This is a genomic window from Micromonospora trifolii, from assembly GCF_050516465.1.
GTDB lineage: Bacteria > Actinomycetota > Actinomycetes > Mycobacteriales > Micromonosporaceae > Micromonospora > Micromonospora trifolii.
The window spans coordinates 4,045,989-4,069,483 of record NZ_CP191526.1 but is presented as its reverse complement, the minus strand read 5'-3'; the positions used below and the strand labels follow the sequence as shown (position 1 = coordinate 4,069,483).

Sequence of the window (23,495 nt, the reverse complement as noted above, 5' to 3'; positions counted from 1 at the left end):
GTGGCCAGAGGTGCCACCTTCGCCGCGTTGCGCCACCGCAACTACCGGATCTGGGCGCTCGCCGGCTTCGTCTCCGTCATCGGCACGTGGATGCAGGTCCTCGGGGTCAACTGGTACGTCCTGAAGGAGACCGGCTCGGCGACGTCCATGGGCTTCGCCGTGCTGCTCCAGGCGGCGCCCACGTTGCTGCTCAGCGTCTGGGGCGGGGTGCTGGCTGACCGGCTGCCGGCCCGCCCGTTGCTGATCGCCGCCCAGGGCGCCCACGCGGTGCTCGCCGCCGGACTCGCGGCGGTCGCCCTGACCGGGGTCGGCGGCCTGCCGCTGATCTTCGCGATCTCGCTGGCCACCGGTGCCGTCTCGGCGATCGAAGGCCCGGTGATGGGGCGCTGGGCCGCCAGCCTCGTCGACCGGGAGACGCTGGGCAACGCCCTGGCGCTCGGTTCGCTCACCAACTCCGCCGGCCGCATCCTCGGCATGAGCCTCGGTGCCGTGGTGGTGGCCGCCGTCGGCCCCGCACTGCTGTTCGGCATCAACGCTGCCAGCTTCGCCGCCGTGGTGGTGGCGCTGTTCGCCGTACGCCCGGGAGCCGTGCCCGGCCTCCCGGTCCCGGACGCCGGCTGGGCCCGGGGCGGTGTGCGCGCCGGGTTCGCCTACCTGCGCGGGCAGCCGGTGCTGCTCCTCGCGCTCGCCCTGTCGTTCGTGCTCGGCAGCCTGGGCCGCAACTACCAGGTGACCATGGCCGCGATGAGCGACGGGCCGCTGGACGCCGGCGCCTCCGGGTACGGCCTGCTGTCGACGGTGTTCGCGGTCGGAACGGTGGTGGGTGCGCTCGTCGCGGCCCGGCGAAGTTCCCTGGGCTACCGGACGCTCGTCGTCGCGGGCCTGTTCGCCAGCGGGTTGCAGATCGTCGCCGGCCTCGCACCGGGCACCTGGAGCTTCGCCGCGGTGATCCTGCCGATCGCCGCCGCCGCGGTGGTCATCGACACCACCGTCGGCACCCGCGCCCAGCTCGACACCGACGGCGCGATGCGGGGCCGGGTGCTCGCCGCCCTGGCCGTCACCGGCTCGGTCTCCGCGGCGGTCGGCGCCCCGCTGCTCGGCTGGCTCGCCGAACATGCCGGCCCCCGGCAGACGCTCGTCCTCGCCGGAGCCGCCGCGGCGATCGCCACGGCGGCGGCGGGCGTCGCCCTGGACCGGCAGCGCGGCCGCGCGGCGACCCTCGCGCTGGTCGTTCCGCGACCCCGCCATCCGGTACGACGAGCGGCGTTCCGGGCCGCCCGCATCGTCCGGCCCACCGGTGCGGTCTGTGTCATCGCGCCCGCCGACGCCGGTGCGGTGCGGTCCGGCGGGGTCCGGCTCCGGGAGTTGGCCACCGCCGGGCCGGCAACGAACCGCTGACACCCCGGGCCGGCCCCGTCGATCATGGAGTTGTGGTGGGCGGAATGCTCACCAGTGCCGGATACGCGAGGCACCACAACTCCATGATCGACCTGGGCGGGGGCGGGTTGGTGCGATCTAGTGCGACATCAGGTGGTGCGACTCGCGGATCTTGGCCCAGGACTTGGGCTCGGCCGGCGGGGCGGCCTTACGGGCGGCGCTGGCCACATCGGGACGGCCGGCGGTGAACAGCCAGGTGGTGAAGAGGTCGTCCAGCTCCAGCCCGGAGATCCGCTCGGCCAGGGCCTGGAACTGCTCGATGGTGCCGTTGCCGTAGCGGCGCTCGGCGGTCCAGGTCGGCAGGATCTCGAAGAACGCGTCGTCGCCGACGGCCAGCCGCAGCTGGTGCAGGGTCATCGCGCCCCGGTCGTAGACGGCGTTGTCGAAGACCCGAGCGGCACCCGGGTCACCGGGCAGCACCTGCCAGAACTCGTCGTCGGCCGGGTAGCTGGCGTAGGTGAAGTCGAAGACCTCCTGGGCGGTGCCCTCGCCCTGCTCCTCCGACCAGAGCCACTCGGCGTACGAGGCGAAGCCCTCGTTGAGCCAGATGTTGCGCCAGTCGGCCACCGAGACCGAGTCGCCGAACCACTGGTGGGCCAACTCGTGCGTCACCACGTAGGTGTTGGCGCCGCGTCGCCAGAAGCCCGGCCCGTACACCGGTCGGGTCTGCGTCTCCAGGGCGAAGCTGATGCCGTCGATCGGCCCGGCCACGCCGCCCTGCGCCTCGAACGGGTACGGGCCGAAGATCCCGCTCTCCCAGTCGACGATCTCGGCGGTCCGCTCGATGCTGGCCCGCGCGGCCGGCCCGAGGGCGCCCAGCGAGGTGCTGTACGCGTTGATCACCGGCTGGCCGCTCGGCGCGGTGTCGGTGACGATGTCGTACTGGCCGATGGCCATGAAGGCCAGGTAGGTGGCGGTGGGGGAGGTGGTCCGCCAGATCCACCGGGTGCGGTTGCCGGCCTCGGCCAGCGGCGGCCTCGGCTGCACGCCGTTGCTGATCACCTCGACGCCGGTGGGCACCGACACCGAGATGTCGTAGGTGGCCTTGTCCAGTGGGTGGTCGTTGCTCGGGAACCACCACCACGCCGACTCGGGCTCGTTGACGGCGAGTGCTCCGTCGTCGGTACGCGTCCAGCCGGTGTAACCGTTGACCAGGGCCTCCGACGGGACACCTGAGTAGCGCACGACGATGGTGAGCTGCTGGCCCCGGGCCACCGTGCGGGCCGGGGTGACCACCAACTCGTGCGCCCCGGCGGTGCTGGTGCTCGCCGCCCAACCGTTGACCCGGACCGACTCGACGTCGAGCAGGAAGTCCAGATTGAACGTCGAGAGGTCCTGAGTGGCGGTGGCGAGGATGGTGGTGGTGCCGGTGAGCAGGTCGGTGGCCGGTTCGTAGCGCAGCCGGACGTCGTAGTGCTCGACGTCGTAGCCGCCGTTGCCGTAGTCGGGGAAGTAACTGTCGCCCAGTCCGGGCGCGCCGGGTTGCGGCGCGGCGGAGACGACCGGACGGCCCCAGCCCGTCGGGGCGGCCTGGCCGGGGGTGCCGGCGAGCATGGTGCCGGCGGTGGTGAGGGTCAGGGCGGTGGTGGCCGCCGTGAGGACTCGTCGCACGGGGTGGACTCCCTCCATCGGGTGTTCGCCAGGCCAACCTAATCGACAACTGTGAACGTCGCCGGCCCGCCACACCCATCGGCGGTCGTCGCCCTCTGGCGTGCCTTGCACCGCAAGGTCACACTGTGTTGATCGGAGGTGACACGTGCGGCGCTCGGAGATCCCCAAGCGGGAGGTGATCGGCCAGCGGCAGCCGGCCGGAGGTCGGGACCCACTGCCGGCCGGCGGGTTGGAGTTCTTCGCGCTGCTGGCGGAACTGCTGCAGCGACCCCGCCGCGGCGAACGCCGGCTGCCGCTGCTCTGGCTGGTCCGGTCCGACGCTCCGGATCTGATGGTGCCGCTGCGCCGGTTCCTCGGCCAGGGCCCCCGGCGGCGGGTCCCGCACGCCGTGCTGGACGCCGACGCGCCGCCCGGCGCCGGGGACGTGTCGGCGCTCCTGCGCGAGCTGCACCGGCAGCTCTCCCTGGAGGCCTTCGGCGCAGCCCGACTGCGCTTCCGCCACTATCCGCTCGCCGACTGGCTGATGCAGCAGAGCCTCAACATGGGCATCGACGCCGACGACAGCCGCGCCGCCCTGGTCCGCCGGCTGCGCGACCGCAAGGGCCCGCGCACGCCGGAGGCGTTGCCCTCCGGCGGCGACGCGGTCAGCATCGTCTCCCAGGTGCTGCTCTGGCTGGTCCGTCGCGCCGTGCCGGGGGTGGTCTTCCGGGCTGCCGTCTCCGGTCGGGTGCCGGTGCTCGGGCGGCACTACAACTGGTTCATGCGCCAGCAGTATCTGGCGCCCCGGCAGTCGGTCACCTTCCTCGGCTTCGCCGAGCGCCTCACCGCGGGCTGGCGCGACGGGGAGCAACCCGACCAGGTCAACAAGCTGCTGCTGCACGCGTTCCTGGAGGACCTGCGGCAGGCGTACCGGCGTCGGCCGTGGCGCCCGTCGGACTGGCGGCGCACCGCGTACCCGGCGCTGCTGATCGATCACGTCGCCCCCGGCAACGTCGGCGGGGAACTGGTCCGCCTGATCGGCGACGTCCGTACCGAGACCGGCCGCAACGACCCGCTGCTGATCGTCGCGTCTGGTGGGCAACCCCCACCGGCTCTGCCCGAACCACACCCGTTGACCGAGGCCGACGAGGCGTACGACGAGTGGGCCGAGGCGCTGCCGGAGATGCGGCGACTGCGCCGCCCGGCCACCTGGCTGGTGGCGCTGCGTCCCGACGAGACCGACACCGGCCCACCGTCGCGTGGTGGCCTGCGGCCCTTCTCCGCGCCCGACCCGCCGTGGTGGTCGCGGCGCTTCCTGCCGGCGGCGCTCTGTCTGGTGCTGGTGGCGTCGCTCGGCCTGTGGGTGGCCAGCCGGTGGGGGCCGGGCTGTCACCCCTCGCTCACCGGCCAGGTCTCGGTCGAGGTGGTCGGCAGCGGCGAGTGTGTCGGTTACAGCGACAGCGCCGCCCAGGTGTTCAACAACGACCCCGGCCAGGACCGGCTGCGCACCGTTCAGGAGCGCATCTTCGCGCAGAACCGCGCCGCCGAGGCAGAACCGCGCCGCCGAGGAGGTCTGGCAGCGCAGTGACCGACGACGGCCCTTCCTCACCCTGGTCTACCTCGGCACCCTCACCGGCAACCGGACCCGCGCGGACGAGGAGTCGTACGTCTCCGAGCGCGAGGAACTCGAAGGGATGGCCACCGCCCAGTACGCGTTGCTGAAGGAGTCGGCCGGCGCCGACGGCGCGGCGCTCCTGCGGATCGTGGTGGCCAACGGAGGCCGCCAGATGATCTACGCCGACCGGGCCGTGGCGATGCTTGCCGAGCTGGCCCGCGACGACCCCACGGTGCTCGGGGTGGTCGGGCTGGTGGAGAGCCGCACCAGCACCGCCCGCGCGCTGCGCGAGCTGAACCAGGTCGGGCTGCCGGTGCTGGCGCCCACCCTCTCGGCCGACAAGATGGACGCCAACTCCCGCCTCTACCTTCAGATCTCCGCGCCGAACAAGGATCAGGTGAAGCTGGTCGACGCGTACGCCAAGCAGGTGCTGAAGGTCAACGAGGCGCACGTCTTCTACACCACCCTGGAGGGCAGCTCGCTCAACGAGGACCTCTACGTGGGCACCCTCGTCGACGGGCTCCGACAACAGTTCGGCACGCGGATCACCCGCCTCGACGAGTGGCGCACCGGGCAGCGGCTGACCGACGAGTGCGGCTACCCCGGTCTGCTCTTCTACGCGGGTCGATGGACGGAGTTCGACGGTTTCCTGCGGGCGCTGCGCGAGTGCGGCGGCAACCCGCCCCGACACCTCGTCGCCGACGACTCGGCCAACCGCTACATGGCCAACCCGGGGCTGCGCGCCGCCGCGCCCGGCAACCTGCCCGTCACGTACGTCTCGAAGGCGGCCCTGGCCACCTGCGAGGCGCTGCGGGCCGCTCAGGACCGGCGCGACGACGCGCGGGCCAGCTTCCTGTCCTGGATCCAGGCCGACGATCTGCTCGACCCGCCGCGCTGCCGGCCTGGCTCCGAGGAGCAGGTCGGCGAGCGGGTCAGCCTCGCCTACGACGCGTCGATGATGCTGGTTCGGGCGGTGGAGAGCCTCGCCGCCCGGCTGCACCACGCCGACCCCCGGCAACGCTGGGAGCCGAATTCGGTCAACCCGGTGGGCGTGCACGCGGAGGTGCTCAGGCAGAACGCCGGACAGGGCTACCCGGGGGTGGCCGGGCTGATCCGGTTCACGCCCGACTCGGGGGAGCCGGTCGACAAGCGGCTGGCCCTGATGCGGGTGGAGCAGGTGCCCGACGTGGCGAGGGCGCCGGTGGAGGTGTTTCGCTGCGGGGCCGCCGACGCGTCCGGTCCGGCGGCGTGCGGTCCCGCCTGACCGGTCCGGCGTGACACGTCCTCGCTGGACTGTCCGGGTGCCACCGGTGTCCGTTAGGGTTCCTGGGACCAGGCGGCCGTGGCGTTGGGGGCAGAGGGTGGGCAGGCTCGCGTCGGCGTACGGGCAGGCGGTCAACTCCCACCGAGCGGCTCGCGCGCATGTGGACACCGCCCGCAGCGTCCTGGGGGCGGCGCCGACCTCCGTCGCGACGACCGGCGCCGAGGACCTGGTGGCCCGCCTCGCCCGCCTCGGCAGCGCCCTGGCCACCCCCGCCCCGGGCGTCACGCCGCTGACCGACGAGCCGGTCGCGGTGCGGATCGGTGAGGCGTCCACCTCGGACGGCGGTTTTCCGGTGCTGGTCCCGCTGGGCGGCGGTCACCACCTCGCCCTGGACACCGACGCCCGGGACCCGCAGGTCGCCGGGCTGCTGCGGGCGCTGGTGCTACGGCTGGTCGCCACCGCGCCGCCCGGTCAGGTCCGCGTCGCCGGCATCGACACCGCCGCGCTCGGCGCCACCTTCGGCCCGCTGCGACCACTGCTCGACGCCGGGGTGCTCGACCCGCCGGCCACCGGCGAGGCAGAGGTGGCCGCGCTGCTGGACGCCGCCGAGCAGCACGCCCGCGCCGCGCAGCACGGTCCGCCCGCCGCCCGCCGCCTGCTGGTGGTGGTCGCCACCGCCGCACCGCCGCCGCGCGAGCTGGCCCGGCTCGCCGCGCTCACCCACGCCGGCCCGGCCGCCGCCGTGTGCGTGCTGCTCGCCGGCCACCCGTCCCGGCTGCCCGGCGAGACCGCGCCGCCGCTGGGCGGCACCACGGCGGTGCGGCTCAACCAGGGGTACGCGCACGTCGGCGACCCACCCGGCAACCCGTTCAGCGCCGACGGCAGCGGGCTCGCCGCACCCGTCCTGCTCGACGGCGACCCGCCGCCCGCCTCGGTACGCGCGCTCGCCGAGCACCTCGGCACCGCCACCCGTCGCGCCGACGCGTTGCCCTTCACCGACCTGCTGCCCGAACGGCGCTGGGCCGAGTCCGCCGGCAATGGCCTGCGTACGGTGATCGGCCGGGCCGGCAGCGGTGCCGCCTTCGACACCGCGCTGACGCTCGCCTTCGACGACGCCACCCCGCACTGGCTGGTCGGCGGGCGCACCGGCGCCGGCAAGACCGTCTTTCTCCTCGACGTCCTCTACGGGCTGGCCGCCCGCTACTCGCCGGCCGAGTTGCAGCTCTACCTGCTCGACTTCAAGGAGGGCGTGAGCTTCACCGAGTTCGTGCCCACCGGCCGGGACCCGTCCTGGCTGCCGCACGCCCGTGCCGTCGGCATCGAATCCGACCGCGAGTACGGTCTCGCCGTGCTGCGCGAGCTGCGCCGGGAGGCGCAGCGCCGAGCCAGCGCCCTCAAACGGCACGGCGTCACCAAGCTCGCCGACCTGCCCCCTGACAATCCGTTGCCGCGCATCGTGACGGTCATCGACGAGTTCCACGTGCTGCTCGCCGGCAACGACGCGCTGGCCCGCGAATCCGTCGACCTGCTGGAGGAGTTGGCCCGCAAGGGCCGCTCGTACGGCATCCACCTCGTGCTCGCCAGCCAGAGCATGACCGGCATCGAAGCCCTCTACGGCCGGGCCGAGGCGATCTTCGGGCAGTTCGCGTTGCGGGTGGCCCTGCCCGGCGGTGGTGGGGTGCTCGACCAGCTCAACGACGCCGCCGCGGCCCTGCCGATCGGCTCCGCCGTGGTCAACACCGCCGCTGGCGCGGTCGGCGCCGACACCGTGCTGCGCTTCCCCGACGCGCACGCTGCCGCGGCGGACCTCGCCGCCCTGCGCCACGACCTGTGGCAGGCCCGCCCGCCGGGCTCGCGGGCCCCAGCGGTCTTCAAGGGGTACGAAGCCGCGCGGATCGAGGACGACCCCACGTTCGCCGGGTTGCGCCCCGGTGGTCGACGCCCGATGGCCCTGGTCGGGCGAACCGTCGACGTGCACGGCACCACAGCACTGTTCCTGATGGACACCACCCCCGGTCGGCACCTCGCCGTGGTGGGCACCGCACCGACCGGCGCGGACGTGCTGCGCGCCGCGACGCTCAGCCTGGCCCGCCAGCACACCCCCGGGGACGCCCACTTCCACCTGGCCTGTCTGGTCACCGTCGCCGACCCGGTCGCCGACGACACCGAAACGCTGCTGCGGGCCGCCGGTCACCCGGTGCAGCGCCTCGACGCGGCCGGGCTGCGCGACCGGATCGCCGCGCTGGCCGCCGAGCCCACCGGCCGCGAATACCTGGTGGTGTTCGGCATGGACGCCGCCGCGCCCGTCCTCGGTGCCACCGACCCCGGCACCTTCCGCTCCGGCCTGGACGACCTGCGTACCGTCCTGCGCCAGGGCCCCGGGCAGGGGGTGCACCTGCTCGGCTGGTGGCGGGGGCTGCGCCGGCTCGCCGACGACCTCGGCGGCACCCAGAACCGCGACGACGTCGCCTGCCTGGTCGCGCTCAACGTGCCCGGGGCCGAGCTGGCCCTGCACCTCGGAGCGCACGACCTGGCCTACACGCCCCGCCCCGATCGGGCGCTGCTGATCGACCGGCACGACCAGCGCACCCGGCTGATCGTTCCGTTCGTCGGCGACGGGCACGAGCCGGACGGGGAGCGGTGACAGTGTCCTTCGAGGAGTACGCGGCGCTGGCCCGACAACTTTCCGCCCAGCACCGCGCGGGGGAACAGCACGCCGCCGCCGAGTCCGCCCGCCGACGCGACCTGCACGCCGCCGTCGACTACCTCCAGCAGCGGCTGAACGCCCAGGGACAGCGCCTCGGCCAGCTCGGCCGAGCCATCGGCGTCGACCACCCACCCGCCGCCCCCGCCCCTGCCGCAGGCCCAGGGGCGCCGGGTGAGGCCGCCGCCTGGCCCGGCCCGCCGTCCGGCGCCGGCTCGCCCTCCCCGTCCGGCGCTCCCACCGCACCCGGAACCGGGGACGGGGAACCCGCCGGCGCAGCCGGCGCGCCGGGGCGGGCCGGGGTCGGGGCGTACCCCCAGCTGCCGGCGGGGGAGGCGCGGCTGGCGCTGCCGACGGCGGTGAGCCCGGCGGGCGGCGGGGTGCCCGCGCAGCGCGCGGCGGCGGCCGACCCGGCGGTGGAGTTGGAGCTGGCCCGGCGGATGGCCGACGAGGCCGACCGGCACGGGCAGCAGGCGGAGTTGCTGGCCCAGCGGCCGGCGCTGCTGCCGACGTGGTCGCCGCTGACCCGGGCGGTCGCCGTCTACGCCGGATGCGGCGCGGCGGCCGGGGTGCTCGTGCTGATGCTGGTGCTCGCCTCCGGGGTCGGTCTGGTCGACGGGTTCACCCTCGGCGCGTGGATCTGCGCGGGGTTGCCGGCGGTGGCGTTCTTCGGCGGGTACCTGGTGCTGGGCCGCTGGGGGCGGCCCGCGATGGTCGCCGGCACCCCGCCGCGGTACCTGCCGCTCGGGTTCCTGATCTGTTTCCTGGTGGTGCCGATGGCCTACTGCGCGTACCTGCTGCTGGTGCGCGGCCTGCGCTGATGACCGCCGACCTGGCCTCCGGTCTGCGCTTCGCCGCGCAGCCGGTCGTCAGCGTGTTCGTGCCGGGCGTCCCGGTCCGGGTGCCGGAATTCGCCGACGGCGGCGTCGTACCGATCGAGGTGCAGACGTACACCCTTGAGCGGGACGATCCGTACGCCCGCGTCACCGAGTACGACCTGGTCTTCGGCGAGCTGCCACCGCTCCTGCACCGCTACCTGGCCCACTGCCTGCGGGTCGCTTGTGCCGCCGGCGACACCGTGGTCTGGCTCGGCTTCGAAGGCTCGTTCCACTTCGACCACCTCCTCACCGAGGCAGTCGCGCCCCAGGTGTACGGGGTCTGCGCGCCCGGCGGCGAGCCCGTCGTGGCCCCAGATCTGCGAACCCTCAGAACACCGGAGTGGCGACTGGTCGTCACCTCTCACGGAGGCTGGCTGTAGGGCGACCCCGACCCGGCTGGTCCCGGGCATGATCCACTCGGCTTTCCGGAAATCGGGGTGTCTGGGCCGGTGGGATACCCCGACATCCTGAAACCCGTGTCGACCTCCGGTCTGAAGACCGCCCATACCGGCAATCCACTGTGTTCGTCTCGGTGCCGTAGTCTCGCGCCCCGAGCGCAGTCGGTGCGCAACCCGCTTGCCGAGGGTCTGGATCATCACGCCTCGACGTCTCGCGAGCGACAGGTCGAAAGGTTGGTCAGGGAATTGCAGGGACAGACGTCCACCCAGGTTGAGCCGATGTCGACAGGGGGCGGGGTTGCCGTTTCGCCGCCGGTCAACGCCGGTGCGGCGACGCCTCGCTCCGAGCAGGGGCCGGGGCTGTCGGTCGTCGCCGCATCGCAGCAGGCAGGCGCGGGCGCGGTGGTCGCCGGTTTCGGGCTGATCGCCGTCGGCGCGGTCGGCGGCTGGGCGATCTGGCGCAGCGGCGCCTCCGCGGCGAAGATCCAGCCCGAGGACACCACTGGCGTCTTCCTCACCCTGTTGGTCTTCGCCGCAGCGGTCGAGCGGATCCTGGAACCGTTCTCACGGTGGCTGCCGGGACGCGCCGCCGAGGCCGCGCTGTCCCGGACGGTGACCGACGTGACCAGCCGGGTCGGCGGCCCCACCGATGCTGACCGTGAGGCGGTCGCCGTGGCCACCGCCAAGGTCGCGCGGGCGAAGGCGAACCGCACCATCGTCGCGTGGGGTCTCGCCAGCGGGTTGGCCACCGTGGCGTCCAGCGCCGGCGGGTTCTACGTTCTGCACGCGGTCGCCGGAGCCGACTGGAACGGGGTGGCAGTCTGGGTCGACGCCGTCGTGACCGGTGTGATGGTCGGCAGCGGCACCAAGCCGTTGCACGACCTGATCACCCGGGCCCAGAACGGCCCGCCGTCGCCGTAGTCCGCTGCCTTGCCTGTTCCGGCAGCCCGTCCCGGCCCGCCGGCGGGCATGATCCACTCGGTTTCATGGAAGTCGGGGTATCCGTGCCAGCGGGATACCCCGACTTCAGCAATCTCGTGTCGATCTTGGGCTGGCTTAGCGCCGGTCGGACTCGACTGGTGCGCCTGCCTGCTGGGGATCGGCGCCGTGCTCCGTGCCGTCGGCCACGAGGACTTTGTTGAGTTCGCGGTCGGTGAGACCCTCGTCTTCGAGCAGGCCGAGCAGCAGCACCGTCCGCGCGACGATCGCCGCCGCGTCGTGGGGCACGGGCGGACGTTCGCCGAGCGCCGCCCACACCAACGCCTCGGCCAGCGCACCTGGTCGACGTCGCGCCCGGTCGCGTCGTAGCGTTCCCGGGCGGAGGCCACGAATCGGATCACCGGCGCGCGATCCTGCCTCGAATGGCAGGGCGGACCTGCGAGACACCAATGCCCGCCGAAGCGAAGTGGGCGCAGATCGCCGACGGCGTCCGCGTTGAGATCAAGGCCGGTGAAGTTGCGCCGGGCGACAAGCTGCCCTCGACCTCTGAGCTGTGCCGTCAGCACGACGTCTCGGCCATCGTCGATCGTCAGGCCATCAACGCGCTCAAGATCGAGGCCTTGGTGGAAGGCGTCAGCGGTATAGGCGTGTTCGTCGCCGAGCGCTGAACCAACCCAGTCTCGTGGCATCACTCTAGATCTTGGACAGTTTCCGTTAGCTCGTAACGGAAACTGTCCGAGATCTAGAGTGACATCCGGACTCGGTCGGCATCCGCTGGGCAAACTCCGTCAGAGTCGTTCGCTTGGGCGATCACTGCCGCGAAGTGACGGGGGAGCGAGCGGCCGGTCGCGCTGGGTGCGCGGATCTCGTACGCTCCCATGTGGTCTCTGGCGGTGCGGTGGCGGAGTCGATGGTCGACCACGGGGAGGTGCGCGTGAGCGCAGCACAGATCATCGCGAGGTTGGCGGCGGCGTCGCAGAAGCTGGACGAGGCGAAGGCCAAGACCGCAGCGGCAGCACAGGACGCGGCCGAGGCGCGGGCACTCGTCGCCGGTGCGCTGGAAGGCGTAGCCGCGGGCCCGCTGGTCGGCATGATCGACTCGTACCGCCAGGCGCTCGCGCAGGCGTCCCAGGGTGGCGACCCGGCCAAGCAGCATGTGCAGGAGACGATCGCCAAGGTCCGAGCGCTGGGAAACTGACCACGGGTGGTGGCAGCGCAATCCACCAACCACCCGCGGTGGTGAAACCAGTCATCAGGTCTGCGGTCCCTCGACGACTCGATAGCGCGAACCGGAACCAGGCAGCGCCGCCGGCACCGCGCCGCCAGCATCTCAGCAGCGAGTCGATCGGGTGGTGGACCTCGGCCACGGCTGCGGCGTACGCAAGCTTCCAGGAATTCTTGCCGACGACCGTCAAGGCGGTTGCAGGTACTCTGCTGGCTGCTGCTGCCGCAGCCGGATCTTTTAGAGCGTGGAGAGCGAAGCACCGAGACGGAGGGCCGGGCCGTGAAGATCAATGAGCAGGTAGAGGCTCTGGTCAGAGCTGTCCTGGATGCTGCTGTGCACCGTGATTCCGACAGGTTCGACAGCTCCCTGGACGCCTTGAGCGCCAGTCAGGAGACGTTGACGAAGGCAGTGGAACTGACGCTGGCCGTGAACGCCGCCGTTCTGTTTGAGGTCCATGATGGACTGCCTTCGACCCACGAAATAAACGAGCTCTCGCACAACATCGCTCATCAGGAACGATGGGCTGAGGTCTCCGCAGACGACGTGCAAGCCATCCTGGTCGCCGTGACTACGGGCAATCCGCCACGAGTCACGAACTCTGCGGGCGGCGTGAGTGCGGTGTTCGTGGTAGCGGCCAACCTCCTCGCCACAGCCTCTCAGCCCGACGAGGGGGAGTGGTGGTTCAACTACCTGGACAAGGTGGAGGCTGCTATTGAGGCGGCCGGGTGACGGGCGTGCCTGATCCGATCACCCGGGACGGCGCCAGTGATCAGGTGACAAGAAGTAGGTGTCAGGGACGGTTCTGACCTACTACCCATCACCTGATCATCAAACGCCCCCGTCAACGAGCGTGCGGCGATGGCTCGGCCGCTTGCTCAGCGGGTGATGCGGAACGTCTGCTCGAAGTTCGGGTAGTCGCAGACGTCCTGGTTGCACAGTTCGAACCCGCCGCTGATCAGCGCGACACCCTTGTGCAGGACCAGCCCGCCGCCCTCCACCCACGCTCGCCCGGTCACGGCTTGCGGCTCGCCGGTGCAGCTGTTGAGAGGCGCCCAACCGCCTGCGTAGGCGACCCGGTTGCCCGACCGCTGCCGGACGATCAGCTCGGTCGCGCCGGACAGGCCGGCTGGGCAGGTCACGGTGAGGGTGATGTCCACGGCGACGCCGCGCGCGACCAGGGTCGCGGACGTGACTTCGACGGTGCTTGCCGCGCTCGCCGGCGTTGGCGCAAGCATGACGGAGAGTGACAGCCCGAGCAGTGCGATGGTGGTGATGATGCGGCGCACGACGGTCCTCCTTGCCGGAGTGGGTGCTTACCTGCGGTCACCCTAGCCCTCTCCGGCAGTGAGAGGCATCAATCGACGGCGGGTTCGCGTTCGATGACGACGACCGGGATTTCGCGGTCGGTCTCCTTGGCGTAGCGAGCGTACGTCGGGAAGACCTTCGTCATCACCGGCCACAGCCGGACGCGCTCCGCACCGGTCGCGGTCCGGGCCCGGCAGACGATCCGTTCCGCGCCGACCTGGATCTCGACGGCCGGGTCGGCGCTCAGGTTCAGGTACCAGGCGGGGTGCTTGACCGCACCGCCGTTGGACGCCACCAGCAGGTAGTTGTCGCCGTCGCGCCCGTACATCAGGGCGGTGCGGCGCAGCTTGCCCGATCGGCGTCCGCGGGTGGTGAGCAGCAGCGACGGTACGCCGTGGAAGGTGCCCCCGTCCGCGCCGTCGGTCCGCACGTAGCGCCGGATGTGGCTGGCGACCCAGCCGACCGGGCTGTCCTCGACCGTCTCGTGCTGCTCTTTCGCGGTCACGGGCCCACCTCCGTACTGGAGCCTAGCGACGCTGATGCCTCCGCGCGGCCCGGCCCACATTCCGGCAGGTGCATCGACCGTCGTCAGGAGGCCAGCAGGTCGAACATGCCACCGATGGCGAAGAGTCCGGCCGCCACCCACCGGAGGAGGTGCAGCGGCCGAGCCTGGTCGAGCAGTCGGCCGTAACCGGACAGCAGAGCGCCCCAGACGCGGTAGTGCGCCGCTGCCGCCAGCAGACGTACTCTCGGGACGGGGATGACCGTGGCAGCCACGCTGAGCACCAGCCCGGCGCAGGACCAGAACGGCCCCCACCTCGTGAGGCCGCCTATGAAGACGAAGATGCCGACGAGCGCGACGAGCACGCCGAGCGCGTCGAGCCGGTCACTCTCGGAGCGCTCCATGTCCCGAATCAGGTCCTGTTCGTCCGCCGGTAGTTGGCTGGCGATCAGTGCGTCGACCCGGCGCCGCGCGTAAGCCTGCTGTTGCAGACACACATCGATCTCGTGCCGCGTCCCGCAGCTGTGCGCATCGGGAATCGTGGCCATGACCTGACTGTGGAAATCGCGGTAGGTGGCAAGTGCCATGTTGAGGCCCACGGGAACGGCATCCGGAGGCTTCCTGACAAGACGCACGTATGCGGTGGCCTGCCCGGTCTTGGCCGTCGCGATTATCCGTACGATGTGGCAGCGAATGTCGACCTGAAGCTTCAGTAGCCGACGAAGCTGGCGCTTGCGCCGCATTCGGCCCCACGGCCTGCCGGCGTGCTCAACGGCTGCTGCTCCCCGCTGTCGCAGCTTCTTCGGGTCGGGTAGATCCAGAACGACGGTGAGGCCGGCCAGGTAGAGCATCGACTTACCCAGGCGACCCCAGAAGATCATGCTCAGACCTAGAAGCTCCAGACTTTCCGTGGGCCTACCCGCGAACCACGCACCGACGACGTCGCCCAAGCCCCACATCTAAGAACTCCGACCGATAGCGACAGCTGCAGACAGGTCGATGGTCGCAGGCGGGGCAAAGCGCGGGAACGGTCAGCCGCGCGAGCGCGGCAGGCAGCACTTCTTGTACTTGGCGCCGGACCCGCACCAGCAGGTGTCGTTGCGGCCGGGCGGCCAGGCTGTCACGCCCGCCTCGTCGAGGCTGTCGGCGTACTCGTCGAGGGTTTCCTCGCTGGTGGGGTCGCTGCCGGTGCGTTCGGCGAAGGCGGCCAGGTCGGCGACCGTGCCGACGACCACGCCCAGGTCGACGCCGCCCATTCCGGAAGCGTCGACGAGGGCGCGTTCGATCTGGGCGCGGTGCTCGTCCCAGGTGGCGGGGTAGCTCTCGACGAGGGTGGGCCAGCGCAGCAGCAGCGCGGTGAACTCCGCCTGCGGCCAGAACAGCAGCGTCGCCGGGCCGTCGTCGAGGGCGTCGAGCGCGTGGGTGCTCGCGGCGCGCAGCCGGTCGGCGAGGTTGTCGTACTCGTCGTGGGGTAGGCCCTGCTCTTCGCGCAGGTCGTGCCGCCGTTGGGCCAGGCCGTAGATCATGGCCGCGGCCTCGTCCTGGGCGTCCTCGGACTCGTGCTGCTGGGCGCGGGTCCGTTCCAGGATGGCGTCCAGTGCCCCGGTGAGCCATTCCACCGCCGTGTCGATGTGGTCGGACTCGGCCAACTCGTCGATCAGGTACGTGGCCGCGGGGTCGGTCTCCAGCAGCGGACGCAGGGCGGTCAGCTCGGCCATGCCCTCGTCCGAGCGGTCGAGGCGCAGCAGCAGACCGCCGCGCACCGCTCGGGCGTACGCGTTGTCGTCCGGCTGCTCGGCGATGGCGCGGGTGGCCAGGGCGAGCGCGTCGGCCAGGTCACCGGCCTGTTCCAGGATGTCCGCGGCCACCAGCAGGGCGTACCCGGTGTCGTCGGGGTCCGCGACCCGCCCTTCGTCGACGGCGCCCACCAGTTCGGCGACGAACGCGGCCGGGTCGGGGCTCTTGAGGCCCAGGGCGCCGATCTCGTCGATGCGGTCGGCGGTCAGCAACTCGGACATGGGCGCATCCTGAAAGACGACGGTCGGTGGGCGGGGGAAGCGGTCAGCGTACTCCTGGACATGGAGCAGCCCGGGCGGCGAACCGCCCGGGCTGCGACACGTTCCCTCAGCGGGTCGCCGGCATGGTGGCGAACTCGCCGGCTAGCTCCGACTCGACGATCGTCGCGGCGGACGGCCGGCGACCGGCCGACGCCCGCCGGGCGGACGGGACGGCGAGGGCCGCGAGCGCGGCGGCAAGGGCGATCGCCGTGAGGACGAGAAACCCCATCGTGAATCCGGCCTCCCGGGGCAGGCCGTTGGCCTGCGGGTTGGCGGTGATCACGCCGCTGACCACTGCGGCGCCGATCGCGCCGCCGATGGTGCGGATGTTGGCGTTCATGCCGGTCGCCACGCCGGTCTGGCTGGCGGGCACGCTGGCGACGATCAGGTTGGCCATCGACGCGAAGGCCAGGCCGATGCCGAGGCCGACCAGGCCACCGGCGATGGCGACCTCCCAGCGGGTGTCGTGCGCGGTGGCGAGCATCGCGGAGGCGGCCACGTTGAACGTGGCGCCGGTGGCGAGCTGCGCCTTGGCGCTGAAGACGGCCTGGAGTCGCCCGGCGATGATGCCGGCGACGAACATCGCGCTGACCATCGGGAGCATGAGCAGACCGGCCTGGCTGATGCTCGCCCCGAAGCCGTAGCCGGCGGCGGTCGGGGTCTGCAGGAACTGCGGGAGGAACGCGTACACGGAGAACATCGACGCGCCGTAGAGCAGGGCGACCAGGTTGGTGGTCCAGACGCCGGGCAGGCGCATCATCCGCATGTCGATCAGCGGATTCTTCGACCGCAGTTCGGTGACCAGCCAGCCGGCCAGCAGCACCACGGCCAGCGCCAGCAGACCGAGCACCCGGGGAGAGGTCCAGCCCCAGGTGGCGCCCTGGCTGATCGGCAGCAGCAACGCGACCAGCCAGCCGGAGAGCAGCAGTGTGGCGCGCCAGTCGATGCGACCGGGGGTTCGGACCGGTGACTCGGGCACGAACAGGTGCGCGGCCACGGCGGTCAGCCCGACCACGACCATCGGGATCCAGAACAGCCAGCGATAGTCCAGCGTGCTGACGATCGGACCGGCCAGCACGATACCCAGGCCACCGCCGACGGCGACGATCGCCGAGATGGCGGCCACGGCGGTGGAGACCCGCGCGGCCGGGAACTCGTCACGGATGATGCCGAACGACAGCGGGAAGACCGCTCCGCCGATGCCCTGGACGACCCGGGCGAGGATGAGGACGCCGATGTTCGGCGCGATGGCGGCCAGCAGGCAGCCGAGGGCGAGGGCGGCGAGCGAGACGACAAGCATCCGCTCCTTGCCGACCATGTCGCCGACGCGTCCGAGGATCGGCGTGAAGATCGACGCGCTGAGCAGGTAGGCGGTCAGGACCCAGGTCACGGTGTTCTGGGAGGTGTGCAGGTCCTGCTGGATGGTCGGCAGCACCGGGGTGATCAGCGACTGGAGCATCGCGAAGAACCCGGCGCCGGCCGCGAGCACGGTGAAGGTGAGCCGACGCGAGCTGCGTCGGGAGGTCACTGCCACGAGAGAAAACTCCCTGATTACGTACGGGAATGAAGGCTTGTCGCCCGTCGTCTGTGACGGGAGGTCTGTCGGGGTCCGGGCGATCGGGGTGGCCAGGCGGCGATCGGGCGGGTCCCGAGGTAGAGTAACCGGAGGCAGGCCTCCGGGATTCCGGAGGGGTGCCTCCACTAAGCTAGCGGAGGGTTCCCTCCGGATGCAACCAGGGTGAGGTGACGCACGTCATGACCAGCGCGGGGCAGGCGCCCGAGGTCTTCGCCCAGCGGCCCAAGCGGGCCGACGCGCGGCGTAACTACGACGCCCTGATCACGGCGGCGCGTGAGGCGTTCGCCGAGAACGGCGCCGCCGCCTCCCTGGAGGACGTGGCCCGCCGGGCCGGCGTGGGCATCGGCACGCTCTACCGCAACTTCCCGACCCGCCGGCACCTGTTCGAGGCCGTCTACGTCGAGGAGGTCCGGGCGCTGTGCCACTCCGCCGAGGGCCTGGCCGAGCTGCCACCCTGGGACGCGCTGGTCGCCTGGCTGCACCGCTTCGTCGCGTACGTCGCCACCAAGCGGGCGCTCGCCGAGCAGTTGCTGCACGACTCCGAGATCTTCACCAGCTGCCGGGCGGAGATCTTCTCCGCCGGTGAGCCGCTGATGCGTCGCGCGCAGGCCGCCGGCGTGGTCCGTGACGACATCGGCTTCGACGACGTGGTGCGGCTGATCAGCGGCCTCACCATGGCCCAGTTCCCGTCACCCGAGCAGCGCGACCGGGTGCTCAACGTGGCCCTGGACGGCCTGCGCCCGCCAGCCGCGTCGCGCTGACGGCCCACCCGGCCGCGTCGTGCTGACTCCCGCCCGACCGGTCAGCGGTCGACCAGCAGCAGCCACTCGTCGTCGAGGCGTTCCACAGTCGTGCCCGCCGGCCAGCGGTGACCCGGGTCGGCCACCGCCCGGGCCTGCTCGACCTGCGGCGGCCGGCTGAACTGCGTGTCGCGGAAGCTGGCCATGCTGTGGAACCGGGCCCGGCCGAAGTTCGCGGCGTCGAGAAATCGGGCTCCGTCGAACAGCGCCTCCGCGCCGAACACCGTCCAGCGGAACAGCGCCATGTTCGTGAAACGGGCCGAGTGGAAGCCGGCCGACCGGCCGAACTCGGTGTGCTCCATCGACAGGGCGCCGTCGAAGACTGCCTCCCGGAACGTCGCGGCGTCCTCGAAGCGGGTCGCGTCGAAGCTGGTCGGCTGACCGAAGGTCACCCGGCGAAATGAAGTCGGGCCGGCGAAACTGGCTCGCCGACAGGACAGGCCGCCGGGAAAGGCGGCGCCGTCGAAGCTGGCCAGACCGCCGACGCGAACGCCGTCCAGCATGACCTCGCCCTCGGCTGCGAGCCCCTCGAAGACCACGTCGTCGAAGGTCGCCGCCCTGAGCAGGAGCAGCCCCCGCGCCATCGCGCCCGCGAAGGTGGTCGTGCCGGTGAACACGGCACCGGTGAAGTTCGCGTCGACGAGCGTGCAGCCGGCGGCGTCGAAGTCGACGAGCGTGGCGCCGGTCAGGTCGAGCCTCAGCTCCGGCCAGTGGGTCGCGTCGTCCGCGCGCAGGTGCCGGGTGAGCACGCGCTGCGCGCTGCGCCGGACCTCCGTCTCGCGCGGCTCGCCGTCCGGCGCCGGCATTCGCAGGTACGCGCAGAGCACCGCCGCGATCGTCGGGCGCTGCCCCGGGTTGTCCTGACCGAGGCGCTCCAGCGCGTGCAGGCCGCCGAGGCGTACCGCCGCGCTGTCGTTGCCGAGCAGTTCGACCGCCCTGGTGTAGAGCTCGGTCAGTCGACGCTCCGCCGCGTCGTGCTCGGCGGCCCCGGACTGCCGGTCCTGGTGGCGCTGCGCGGCCTCGGCCACCGCCTCGGCGTGCGCCTGCACCCGGTCGCGGTGCACCTGGTCCCGTGTGGCGACGCTCTCCTGGTGCCGCTGCGCGCGTTCGGTGATCCACTGGCGGCGGGCGGCGAGCAGCAGCGCGAGCCCTCCGCCGGTGCCGGCGACGACTGTCAGGCCGGTGCGGATCGCGTCGATGCGCAGCGTGGCGCGGGTGTCCGGTTGGCTGGCCCGGTCGGCCTCGGTGAGCAGCAGGTCCAGCACCAGCCAGCCCAGGGCGATGGCGACCAGCAGGCCGACCAGGACCAGCCACCACGGCATCACCCGCAGCTCGCGCTCGGTGGGTTCGTCGACAGCCACGGCCACAGCATGCCAGTCACCATCGGTGTCCGATATGGAGCGTGACGGTATGACCGTTTACGCCTCCGCCGGAACAACGGGTTACCGGTGCGTAACAAGTCATTGACGTTTCTGAATTGTTACGGGCATGATCGTCGCACGGTCGACCGGACACCCCCACCCACCTGCCCGGTTCGCCGGGTGCCTCCCCCCGGAGGTGCAGCGATGCTGCTCCGAAAGACCGCCCTCGTCCTGGCCCTCGCCACCGCCGCGCTGCTCGCGTCCTCCGCCACGGCGACCGCCGCCCCCGCCGATCCCGCCCCGGCCACCGCCGCCCCCACGACACCCCTCGCCGCCGCGGCGGCCAACCCCGTCATCGTGGTCGGTGGGCTCAGCGGCGTCGCCGTCGCGTACGAGCCGATCGCCGCCCGCCTGCGCGCCGACGGCTACCGCACCTTCATCTACCAACTGCCCGGGCTGGGCCTCGGCGACATCCCCACCTCGGCCCGCGCGTTCGCCGGCTACGTCAACCAGGTACGCGCCAGCACCGGCGCGGCGGCCGTGGACGTCGTCGCCCACTCCGAAGGGGGTCTGGTCAGCCGGTACTACCTCAAGCGGCTCGGCGGCACCACCACCGTCGACCGGTACGTCAGCCTGGGCACACCGCAGTACGGCACGTACGTGGCCAACATCGTGGCGTTCCTGGGCCTGGGCAGCTGCGCCGGCGTCGTGGCCTGCCAACAGATGACCATCGGCTCGGCGTTCCTCGCCGACCTCAACGCCGGCGACGACACCCCGGGCGCGGTGCGCTACACCACCATCCGCACCTTGCAGGACGAGTTGGTCCGGCCGACCGGAAACGCCGCCGTCAACGACGGTGCGACGAACGTGCTGATCCAGGCGTACTGCCCGCTGCGGGTGGTGGGGCACCTCGGTCTGGTGCTCGACGGCACGGCGTACACCATCGTGCGTGGCGCCCTCGTCGACGGCCCGGTGCGACCCAACTGCCTCGCGCTCTGACCCGCTCCGATGCGGCGGTCCCGGAGGGGACCGCCGCACCGGACCCGCGACGGTGAGTGTCGGGTGCGCGACGATCCCGCGAAACGGTATGGCAGACATTGGATGTCCTCGATAGCCTGCTCCGGCTGTCCATTCCCGACAGTGGACGCCATCCTCCGAGAAGGAGCAGCGCTCATGACCGAGCCGCCCACCGTGCCGCCGGAGAACACCCCGCCGACCGTGCCGCAGCTCGACGTCCGGGCCGCCCAACCGCCGTCGGCCGACACCCCGCCGCCCACCGGCGGGTTCGCCGACCGCCCACCGGGCTACCCCAGCGCGCTGGTCTGGCTGCGCGCCGGGATCCTGCGGGACTGGCGCGGCGTGCTCGGCGCGTTCGTCGCCACCTGGTTCTACCTGCCGGTCGCGCTGCTCCTGGCGTTCTGGGGCGGTCTCCTGTTCGGCGTCGCCGGGCTCTTCGCCATCGGGTCGGGCGCCGACGACCAGGTGCCCCAGGCGCTGCGCGACGCCCCGCTGATCGGCTCCCTGATCGAGGCGTTCCTGACCCGCTCCGGCGGGTTGCTCGGCGGCGTGGCCGGCTTCGCCATCGGCTTCCTCGTCGGCTTCCTCGTCGTGCTGGCGCTGCCCTGGCTGGGCGTCGCCGACGAACCGTTCGCGCTGCTCACCGGCCTGATCGGCACGGTCATCGCGGCGGCGCTGATCGGGGTCCTCTACACGCTCTACCGGGTGCTGCTCGAACCACGTCTGCTGGTCGTCTCGGGTGCGCGCCAGCCCAGCCGCCGCGAGTACGAGCGGCTGCGCCCCGTGCTCGACGACTGCGCCCGACGGCTCGGCCTGCCCAGCGTGCCCCGGCTGCTCATGGAGGACGACCCGGTCCTGAGCAACGCCCGCACCTACGCCCGGCACGTGGTGGTCACCACCGCCGTGCTGACCGAACCGGACGACGAGGTGGCCGCGCTGCTCAGCCACGAGCTGGTGCACTGGCGCACCGGGGACGAGATCACCAGCGCCTTCGTCCGCGGCGTCGGCCTGCCGCTGACCCTCGCGCACGCCCTGCCGACCTGGCTGATGCGGACGTTCCCGCACCCGGGCACCAACTTCGTGGTCTTCGTGTTCTTCTGGCCGGTGCTGCTCACCATGCGGTACGTGGTGCTGCCGCTGCACGCCCGCGACGTGCGGGCCGCCGAGTACCGGGCCGACCTCGGCGCGGTGCTCACCGGGCACGTCGACGGGCTGCGGCGCATCCTGGAACGGCGGCTGTCCTTCGAGACCGGGCGCAGCGGCTGGGACGAGGCGGTCTGCGCCACCCACCCGCCGCACGAGCTGCGGCTCGACGCGCTGGAGCGGGCGTCGCTGGCCGGCGCGCCCGCCGGCGCAACCGAACCCGTCACCGTCGACCGGTTGTTCAACTCCGCCGGCCCGGTCGGCACCCGCCGCACCTGGCTGCTGGTCGGCGCCCTCACCCTGGTCGCCTGCCTCGGCACCAGCGGGCTCGGCGTGGTGCAGTGGGCGTTCTTCCGCCCCCAGGCGGCGATTGACGGCTACTTCGCCGCGCTCGCCGACCGGGACAGCGACGCCGCGCTCGGCTACCTGACCGACCAGGGCAGCGACACCGACACCAAGCTGCTCGCCCAACTGCTGCGCGGCAAGGGCTACCAACCACCGACCGACGTCGAGATCAGCTCGTTGGAGCGCGAGGGCGACAGCGCCACCGCCACTGTGGCGTACCGGCTGGGTGACGCGCGGGAAACCGCCACCCTCACCCTGCGCCGCGAGAACGAGACCACCGCCGGGCTGTTCCACGGCTGGCGGTTGAGCGGCGGGCCGACCCCGCTCAACGCCGCGATCGCCGACCCGGGAGTACGGCTCAACGGGGTCGAGCTGCCAGTGGCCACCGAGGGCCCGCCAGTGGTGCTGTTGCCCGGCGGCTACACCGCGACCGGCCCGTCCAGCGCCCTCAGCGAGACGCCGAGCGCGACAGTGCTGGTGGGCCCGGGGGAGACCGCCGCCGTCCTGCAACTGGCTCCGGTGCTCAAGCCTGCGGCGATCGAGGCCGTCGAGGCGCGGGTACGAGCCTGGTTGGACGAGTGCGCCAAGCAGACGGTGACCAACCCGCCGGGCTGCCCGTTCAGCTACTACAGCGGATCCAGCTCGCCCCAGAAAGTAACCTGGAAGATCCTGGAGTACCCGAAGCTCGCCGTCGAACTCACCGGCCCGGCCAGCGCCCAGGTCTCCACCCCGTCCCAGACCCAGGGCATGGTCGAGGTCAGCGGCACCACCACCTACTTCGGCACCAGCTCACCGTTCAAGGACGAGGACGCGTTCACCGTCGCGGGCGTCGCCACCGCCGACGGGGACAACGTCGCCTTCCGACCCGCCACCAACTGACCGGGAGACCGACCGTGACCGACAGCGACGCCGCAGCCCGGCTGCCCGTCCGGCTGACCATCAATCCCCGGCAGCGCCAGCCACCGTCGGTCGACCTGCTGACCTGGATCCACCGCCGCCCCGAGTACCGGCCGGTGGTCCGCCCTTCCGGCGGCGGCGGGGGCCGGCCGGGCTTCAGCGACGCGGTGATCATCGCGGTGCTGGCCCAGGGGCTGCTTCCCGGGCTGTTCAACCTGTTGCAGTCCTGGGTCGACCAGCAGCGCACCGAGGCCAGCATCCGGATCCAGACCGGGGACACCGAAGTGGAGTTGCAGGTGAGCGGGCGGACCGACTCCGCTCGGCTGCTGGCCCAGGCGACCGAGGCGCTGCGGGCCGCCCGGGAGCCCGGTCCGGACGGACCGTCGGCGCTCGGGAGTCCGGGTTCGGACGCCGCCGGCTGACCCGACGGCGTCCGGACCGG

The 23,495-nt window shown here is 72.2% G+C and carries 22 protein-coding genes; 14 read left to right on the top strand and 8 right to left on the bottom strand.

Annotated elements, in window-relative coordinates:
• Positions 1–1,398 (top strand): MFS transporter, encoded by a 1,398-nt coding sequence (locus ACQRWP_RS18775; protein ID WP_430496497.1) that lies wholly within the window; start codon positions 1–3, stop codon positions 1,396–1,398.
• Between the two features lie 117 nt (positions 1,399–1,515).
• Here the strand turns inward: ACQRWP_RS18775 and ACQRWP_RS18770 are convergent, their stop codons facing one another.
• Positions 1,516–3,048, bottom strand: a complete 1,533-nt coding sequence (locus ACQRWP_RS18770; RefSeq protein ID WP_430496495.1) for a M1 family metallopeptidase — start codon at positions 3,046–3,048, stop codon at positions 1,516–1,518.
• 145 nt (positions 3,049–3,193) lie between these two features.
• Between ACQRWP_RS18770 and ACQRWP_RS18765 the strand changes: the two genes are divergently transcribed.
• The 6 genes from ACQRWP_RS18765 to ACQRWP_RS18740 all read left to right on the top strand — a co-directional run bounded on the left by ACQRWP_RS18765 (position 3,194) and on the right by ACQRWP_RS18740 (position 10,807).
• On the top strand, positions 3,194–4,615 hold the full coding sequence (locus tag ACQRWP_RS18765) for a hypothetical protein (protein ID WP_430496493.1): 1,422 nt from the start codon (positions 3,194–3,196) through the stop codon (positions 4,613–4,615).
• Positions 4,616–4,721: 106 nt separating this feature from the next.
• Entirely contained in the window at positions 4,722–5,906 is a 1,185-nt protein-coding gene (locus ACQRWP_RS18760) for a hypothetical protein (protein WP_430496491.1), read from the top strand.
• Positions 5,907–6,003: 97 nt separating this feature from the next.
• Positions 6,004–8,550, top strand: coding sequence for an FtsK/SpoIIIE domain-containing protein (locus ACQRWP_RS18755; RefSeq protein WP_430496489.1), 2,547 nt, complete (start codon positions 6,004–6,006; stop codon positions 8,548–8,550).
• Complete coding sequence (locus ACQRWP_RS18750; protein WP_430496488.1) at positions 8,547–9,431, top strand: hypothetical protein; 885 nt, start codon at positions 8,547–8,549, stop codon at positions 9,429–9,431. The genes ACQRWP_RS18755 and ACQRWP_RS18750 overlap by 4 nt, the downstream gene beginning before the upstream one ends.
• Positions 9,431–9,868: a hypothetical protein gene (locus ACQRWP_RS18745; RefSeq protein WP_430496486.1), complete on the top strand. Its 438-nt coding sequence runs from the start codon at positions 9,431–9,433 to the stop codon at positions 9,866–9,868. Before ACQRWP_RS18750 ends, ACQRWP_RS18745 begins: the two co-directional genes overlap by 1 nt.
• A gap of 297 nt (positions 9,869–10,165) precedes the next feature.
• Entirely contained in the window at positions 10,166–10,807 is a 642-nt protein-coding gene (locus tag ACQRWP_RS18740) for a hypothetical protein (protein WP_430496484.1), read from the top strand.
• 135 nt (positions 10,808–10,942) lie between these two features.
• Here the strand turns inward: ACQRWP_RS18740 and ACQRWP_RS18735 are convergent, their stop codons facing one another.
• On the bottom strand, positions 10,943–11,113 hold the full coding sequence (locus tag ACQRWP_RS18735; RefSeq protein ID WP_430496483.1) for a hypothetical protein: 171 nt from the start codon (positions 11,111–11,113) through the stop codon (positions 10,943–10,945).
• 134 nt (positions 11,114–11,247) lie between these two features.
• On the opposite strand from ACQRWP_RS18735, the gene ACQRWP_RS18730 reads away from it, so the two are divergent.
• From ACQRWP_RS18730 to ACQRWP_RS18720, 3 genes are all read left to right on the top strand, one after another.
• Entirely contained in the window at positions 11,248–11,493 is a 246-nt protein-coding gene (locus ACQRWP_RS18730; RefSeq protein WP_430496481.1) for a winged helix-turn-helix domain-containing protein, read from the top strand.
• A 266-nt stretch (positions 11,494–11,759) separates the two neighbouring features.
• On the top strand, positions 11,760–12,023 hold the full coding sequence (locus ACQRWP_RS18725) for a DUF6244 family protein (protein WP_030489032.1): 264 nt from the start codon (positions 11,760–11,762) through the stop codon (positions 12,021–12,023).
• Positions 12,024–12,329: 306 nt separating this feature from the next.
• Positions 12,330–12,779 carry a hypothetical protein gene (locus tag ACQRWP_RS18720; RefSeq protein WP_430496478.1) on the top strand — a complete coding sequence of 150 codons (450 nt, stop codon included), beginning with the start codon at positions 12,330–12,332 and terminating at the stop codon, positions 12,777–12,779.
• 146 nt (positions 12,780–12,925) lie between these two features.
• On the opposite strand, the gene ACQRWP_RS18715 is transcribed toward ACQRWP_RS18720, so the two are convergent.
• The 5 genes from ACQRWP_RS18715 to ACQRWP_RS18695 all read right to left on the bottom strand — a co-directional run bounded on the left by ACQRWP_RS18715 (position 12,926) and on the right by ACQRWP_RS18695 (position 17,448).
• Positions 12,926–13,336: a hypothetical protein gene (locus tag ACQRWP_RS18715; protein WP_430496477.1), complete on the bottom strand. Its 411-nt coding sequence runs from the start codon at positions 13,334–13,336 to the stop codon at positions 12,926–12,928.
• A gap of 68 nt (positions 13,337–13,404) precedes the next feature.
• Positions 13,405–13,860 (bottom strand): nitroreductase family deazaflavin-dependent oxidoreductase, encoded by a 456-nt coding sequence (locus ACQRWP_RS18710; protein ID WP_430496475.1) that lies wholly within the window; start codon positions 13,858–13,860, stop codon positions 13,405–13,407.
• 83 nt (positions 13,861–13,943) lie between these two features.
• Entirely contained in the window at positions 13,944–14,738 is a 795-nt protein-coding gene (locus tag ACQRWP_RS18705) for a hypothetical protein (protein ID WP_430496473.1), read from the bottom strand.
• Positions 14,739–14,888: 150 nt separating this feature from the next.
• Entirely contained in the window at positions 14,889–15,875 is a 987-nt protein-coding gene (locus ACQRWP_RS18700) for an SEC-C metal-binding domain-containing protein (protein ID WP_430496472.1), read from the bottom strand.
• A 106-nt stretch (positions 15,876–15,981) separates the two neighbouring features.
• Positions 15,982–17,448: an MFS transporter gene (locus tag ACQRWP_RS18695; RefSeq protein ID WP_430496470.1), complete on the bottom strand. Its 1,467-nt coding sequence runs from the start codon at positions 17,446–17,448 to the stop codon at positions 15,982–15,984.
• A gap of 221 nt (positions 17,449–17,669) precedes the next feature.
• Here ACQRWP_RS18695 and ACQRWP_RS18690 point away from each other — a divergent pair, with 221 nt between their 5' ends.
• Positions 17,670–18,251: a TetR/AcrR family transcriptional regulator gene (locus ACQRWP_RS18690; RefSeq protein WP_430496468.1), complete on the top strand. Its 582-nt coding sequence runs from the start codon at positions 17,670–17,672 to the stop codon at positions 18,249–18,251.
• 41 nt (positions 18,252–18,292) lie between these two features.
• Here ACQRWP_RS18690 and ACQRWP_RS18685 read toward each other — a convergent pair whose 3' ends face one another.
• Positions 18,293–19,651 carry a pentapeptide repeat-containing protein gene (locus ACQRWP_RS18685; protein WP_430496467.1) on the bottom strand — a complete coding sequence of 453 codons (1,359 nt, stop codon included), beginning with the start codon at positions 19,649–19,651 and terminating at the stop codon, positions 18,293–18,295.
• A 204-nt stretch (positions 19,652–19,855) separates the two neighbouring features.
• On the opposite strand from ACQRWP_RS18685, the gene ACQRWP_RS18680 reads away from it, so the two are divergent.
• The 3 genes from ACQRWP_RS18680 to ACQRWP_RS18670 all read left to right on the top strand — a co-directional run bounded on the left by ACQRWP_RS18680 (position 19,856) and on the right by ACQRWP_RS18670 (position 23,475).
• On the top strand, positions 19,856–20,650 hold the full coding sequence (locus ACQRWP_RS18680) for an esterase/lipase family protein (protein ID WP_430496465.1): 795 nt from the start codon (positions 19,856–19,858) through the stop codon (positions 20,648–20,650).
• A gap of 174 nt (positions 20,651–20,824) precedes the next feature.
• Positions 20,825–23,035, top strand: a complete 2,211-nt coding sequence (locus ACQRWP_RS18675; protein ID WP_430496463.1) for a M48 family metalloprotease — start codon at positions 20,825–20,827, stop codon at positions 23,033–23,035.
• A 14-nt stretch (positions 23,036–23,049) separates the two neighbouring features.
• Positions 23,050–23,475, top strand: coding sequence for an effector-associated constant component EACC1 (locus ACQRWP_RS18670; RefSeq protein WP_430496461.1), 426 nt, complete (start codon positions 23,050–23,052; stop codon positions 23,473–23,475).
• Positions 23,476–23,495: the final 20 nt, after the last annotated feature.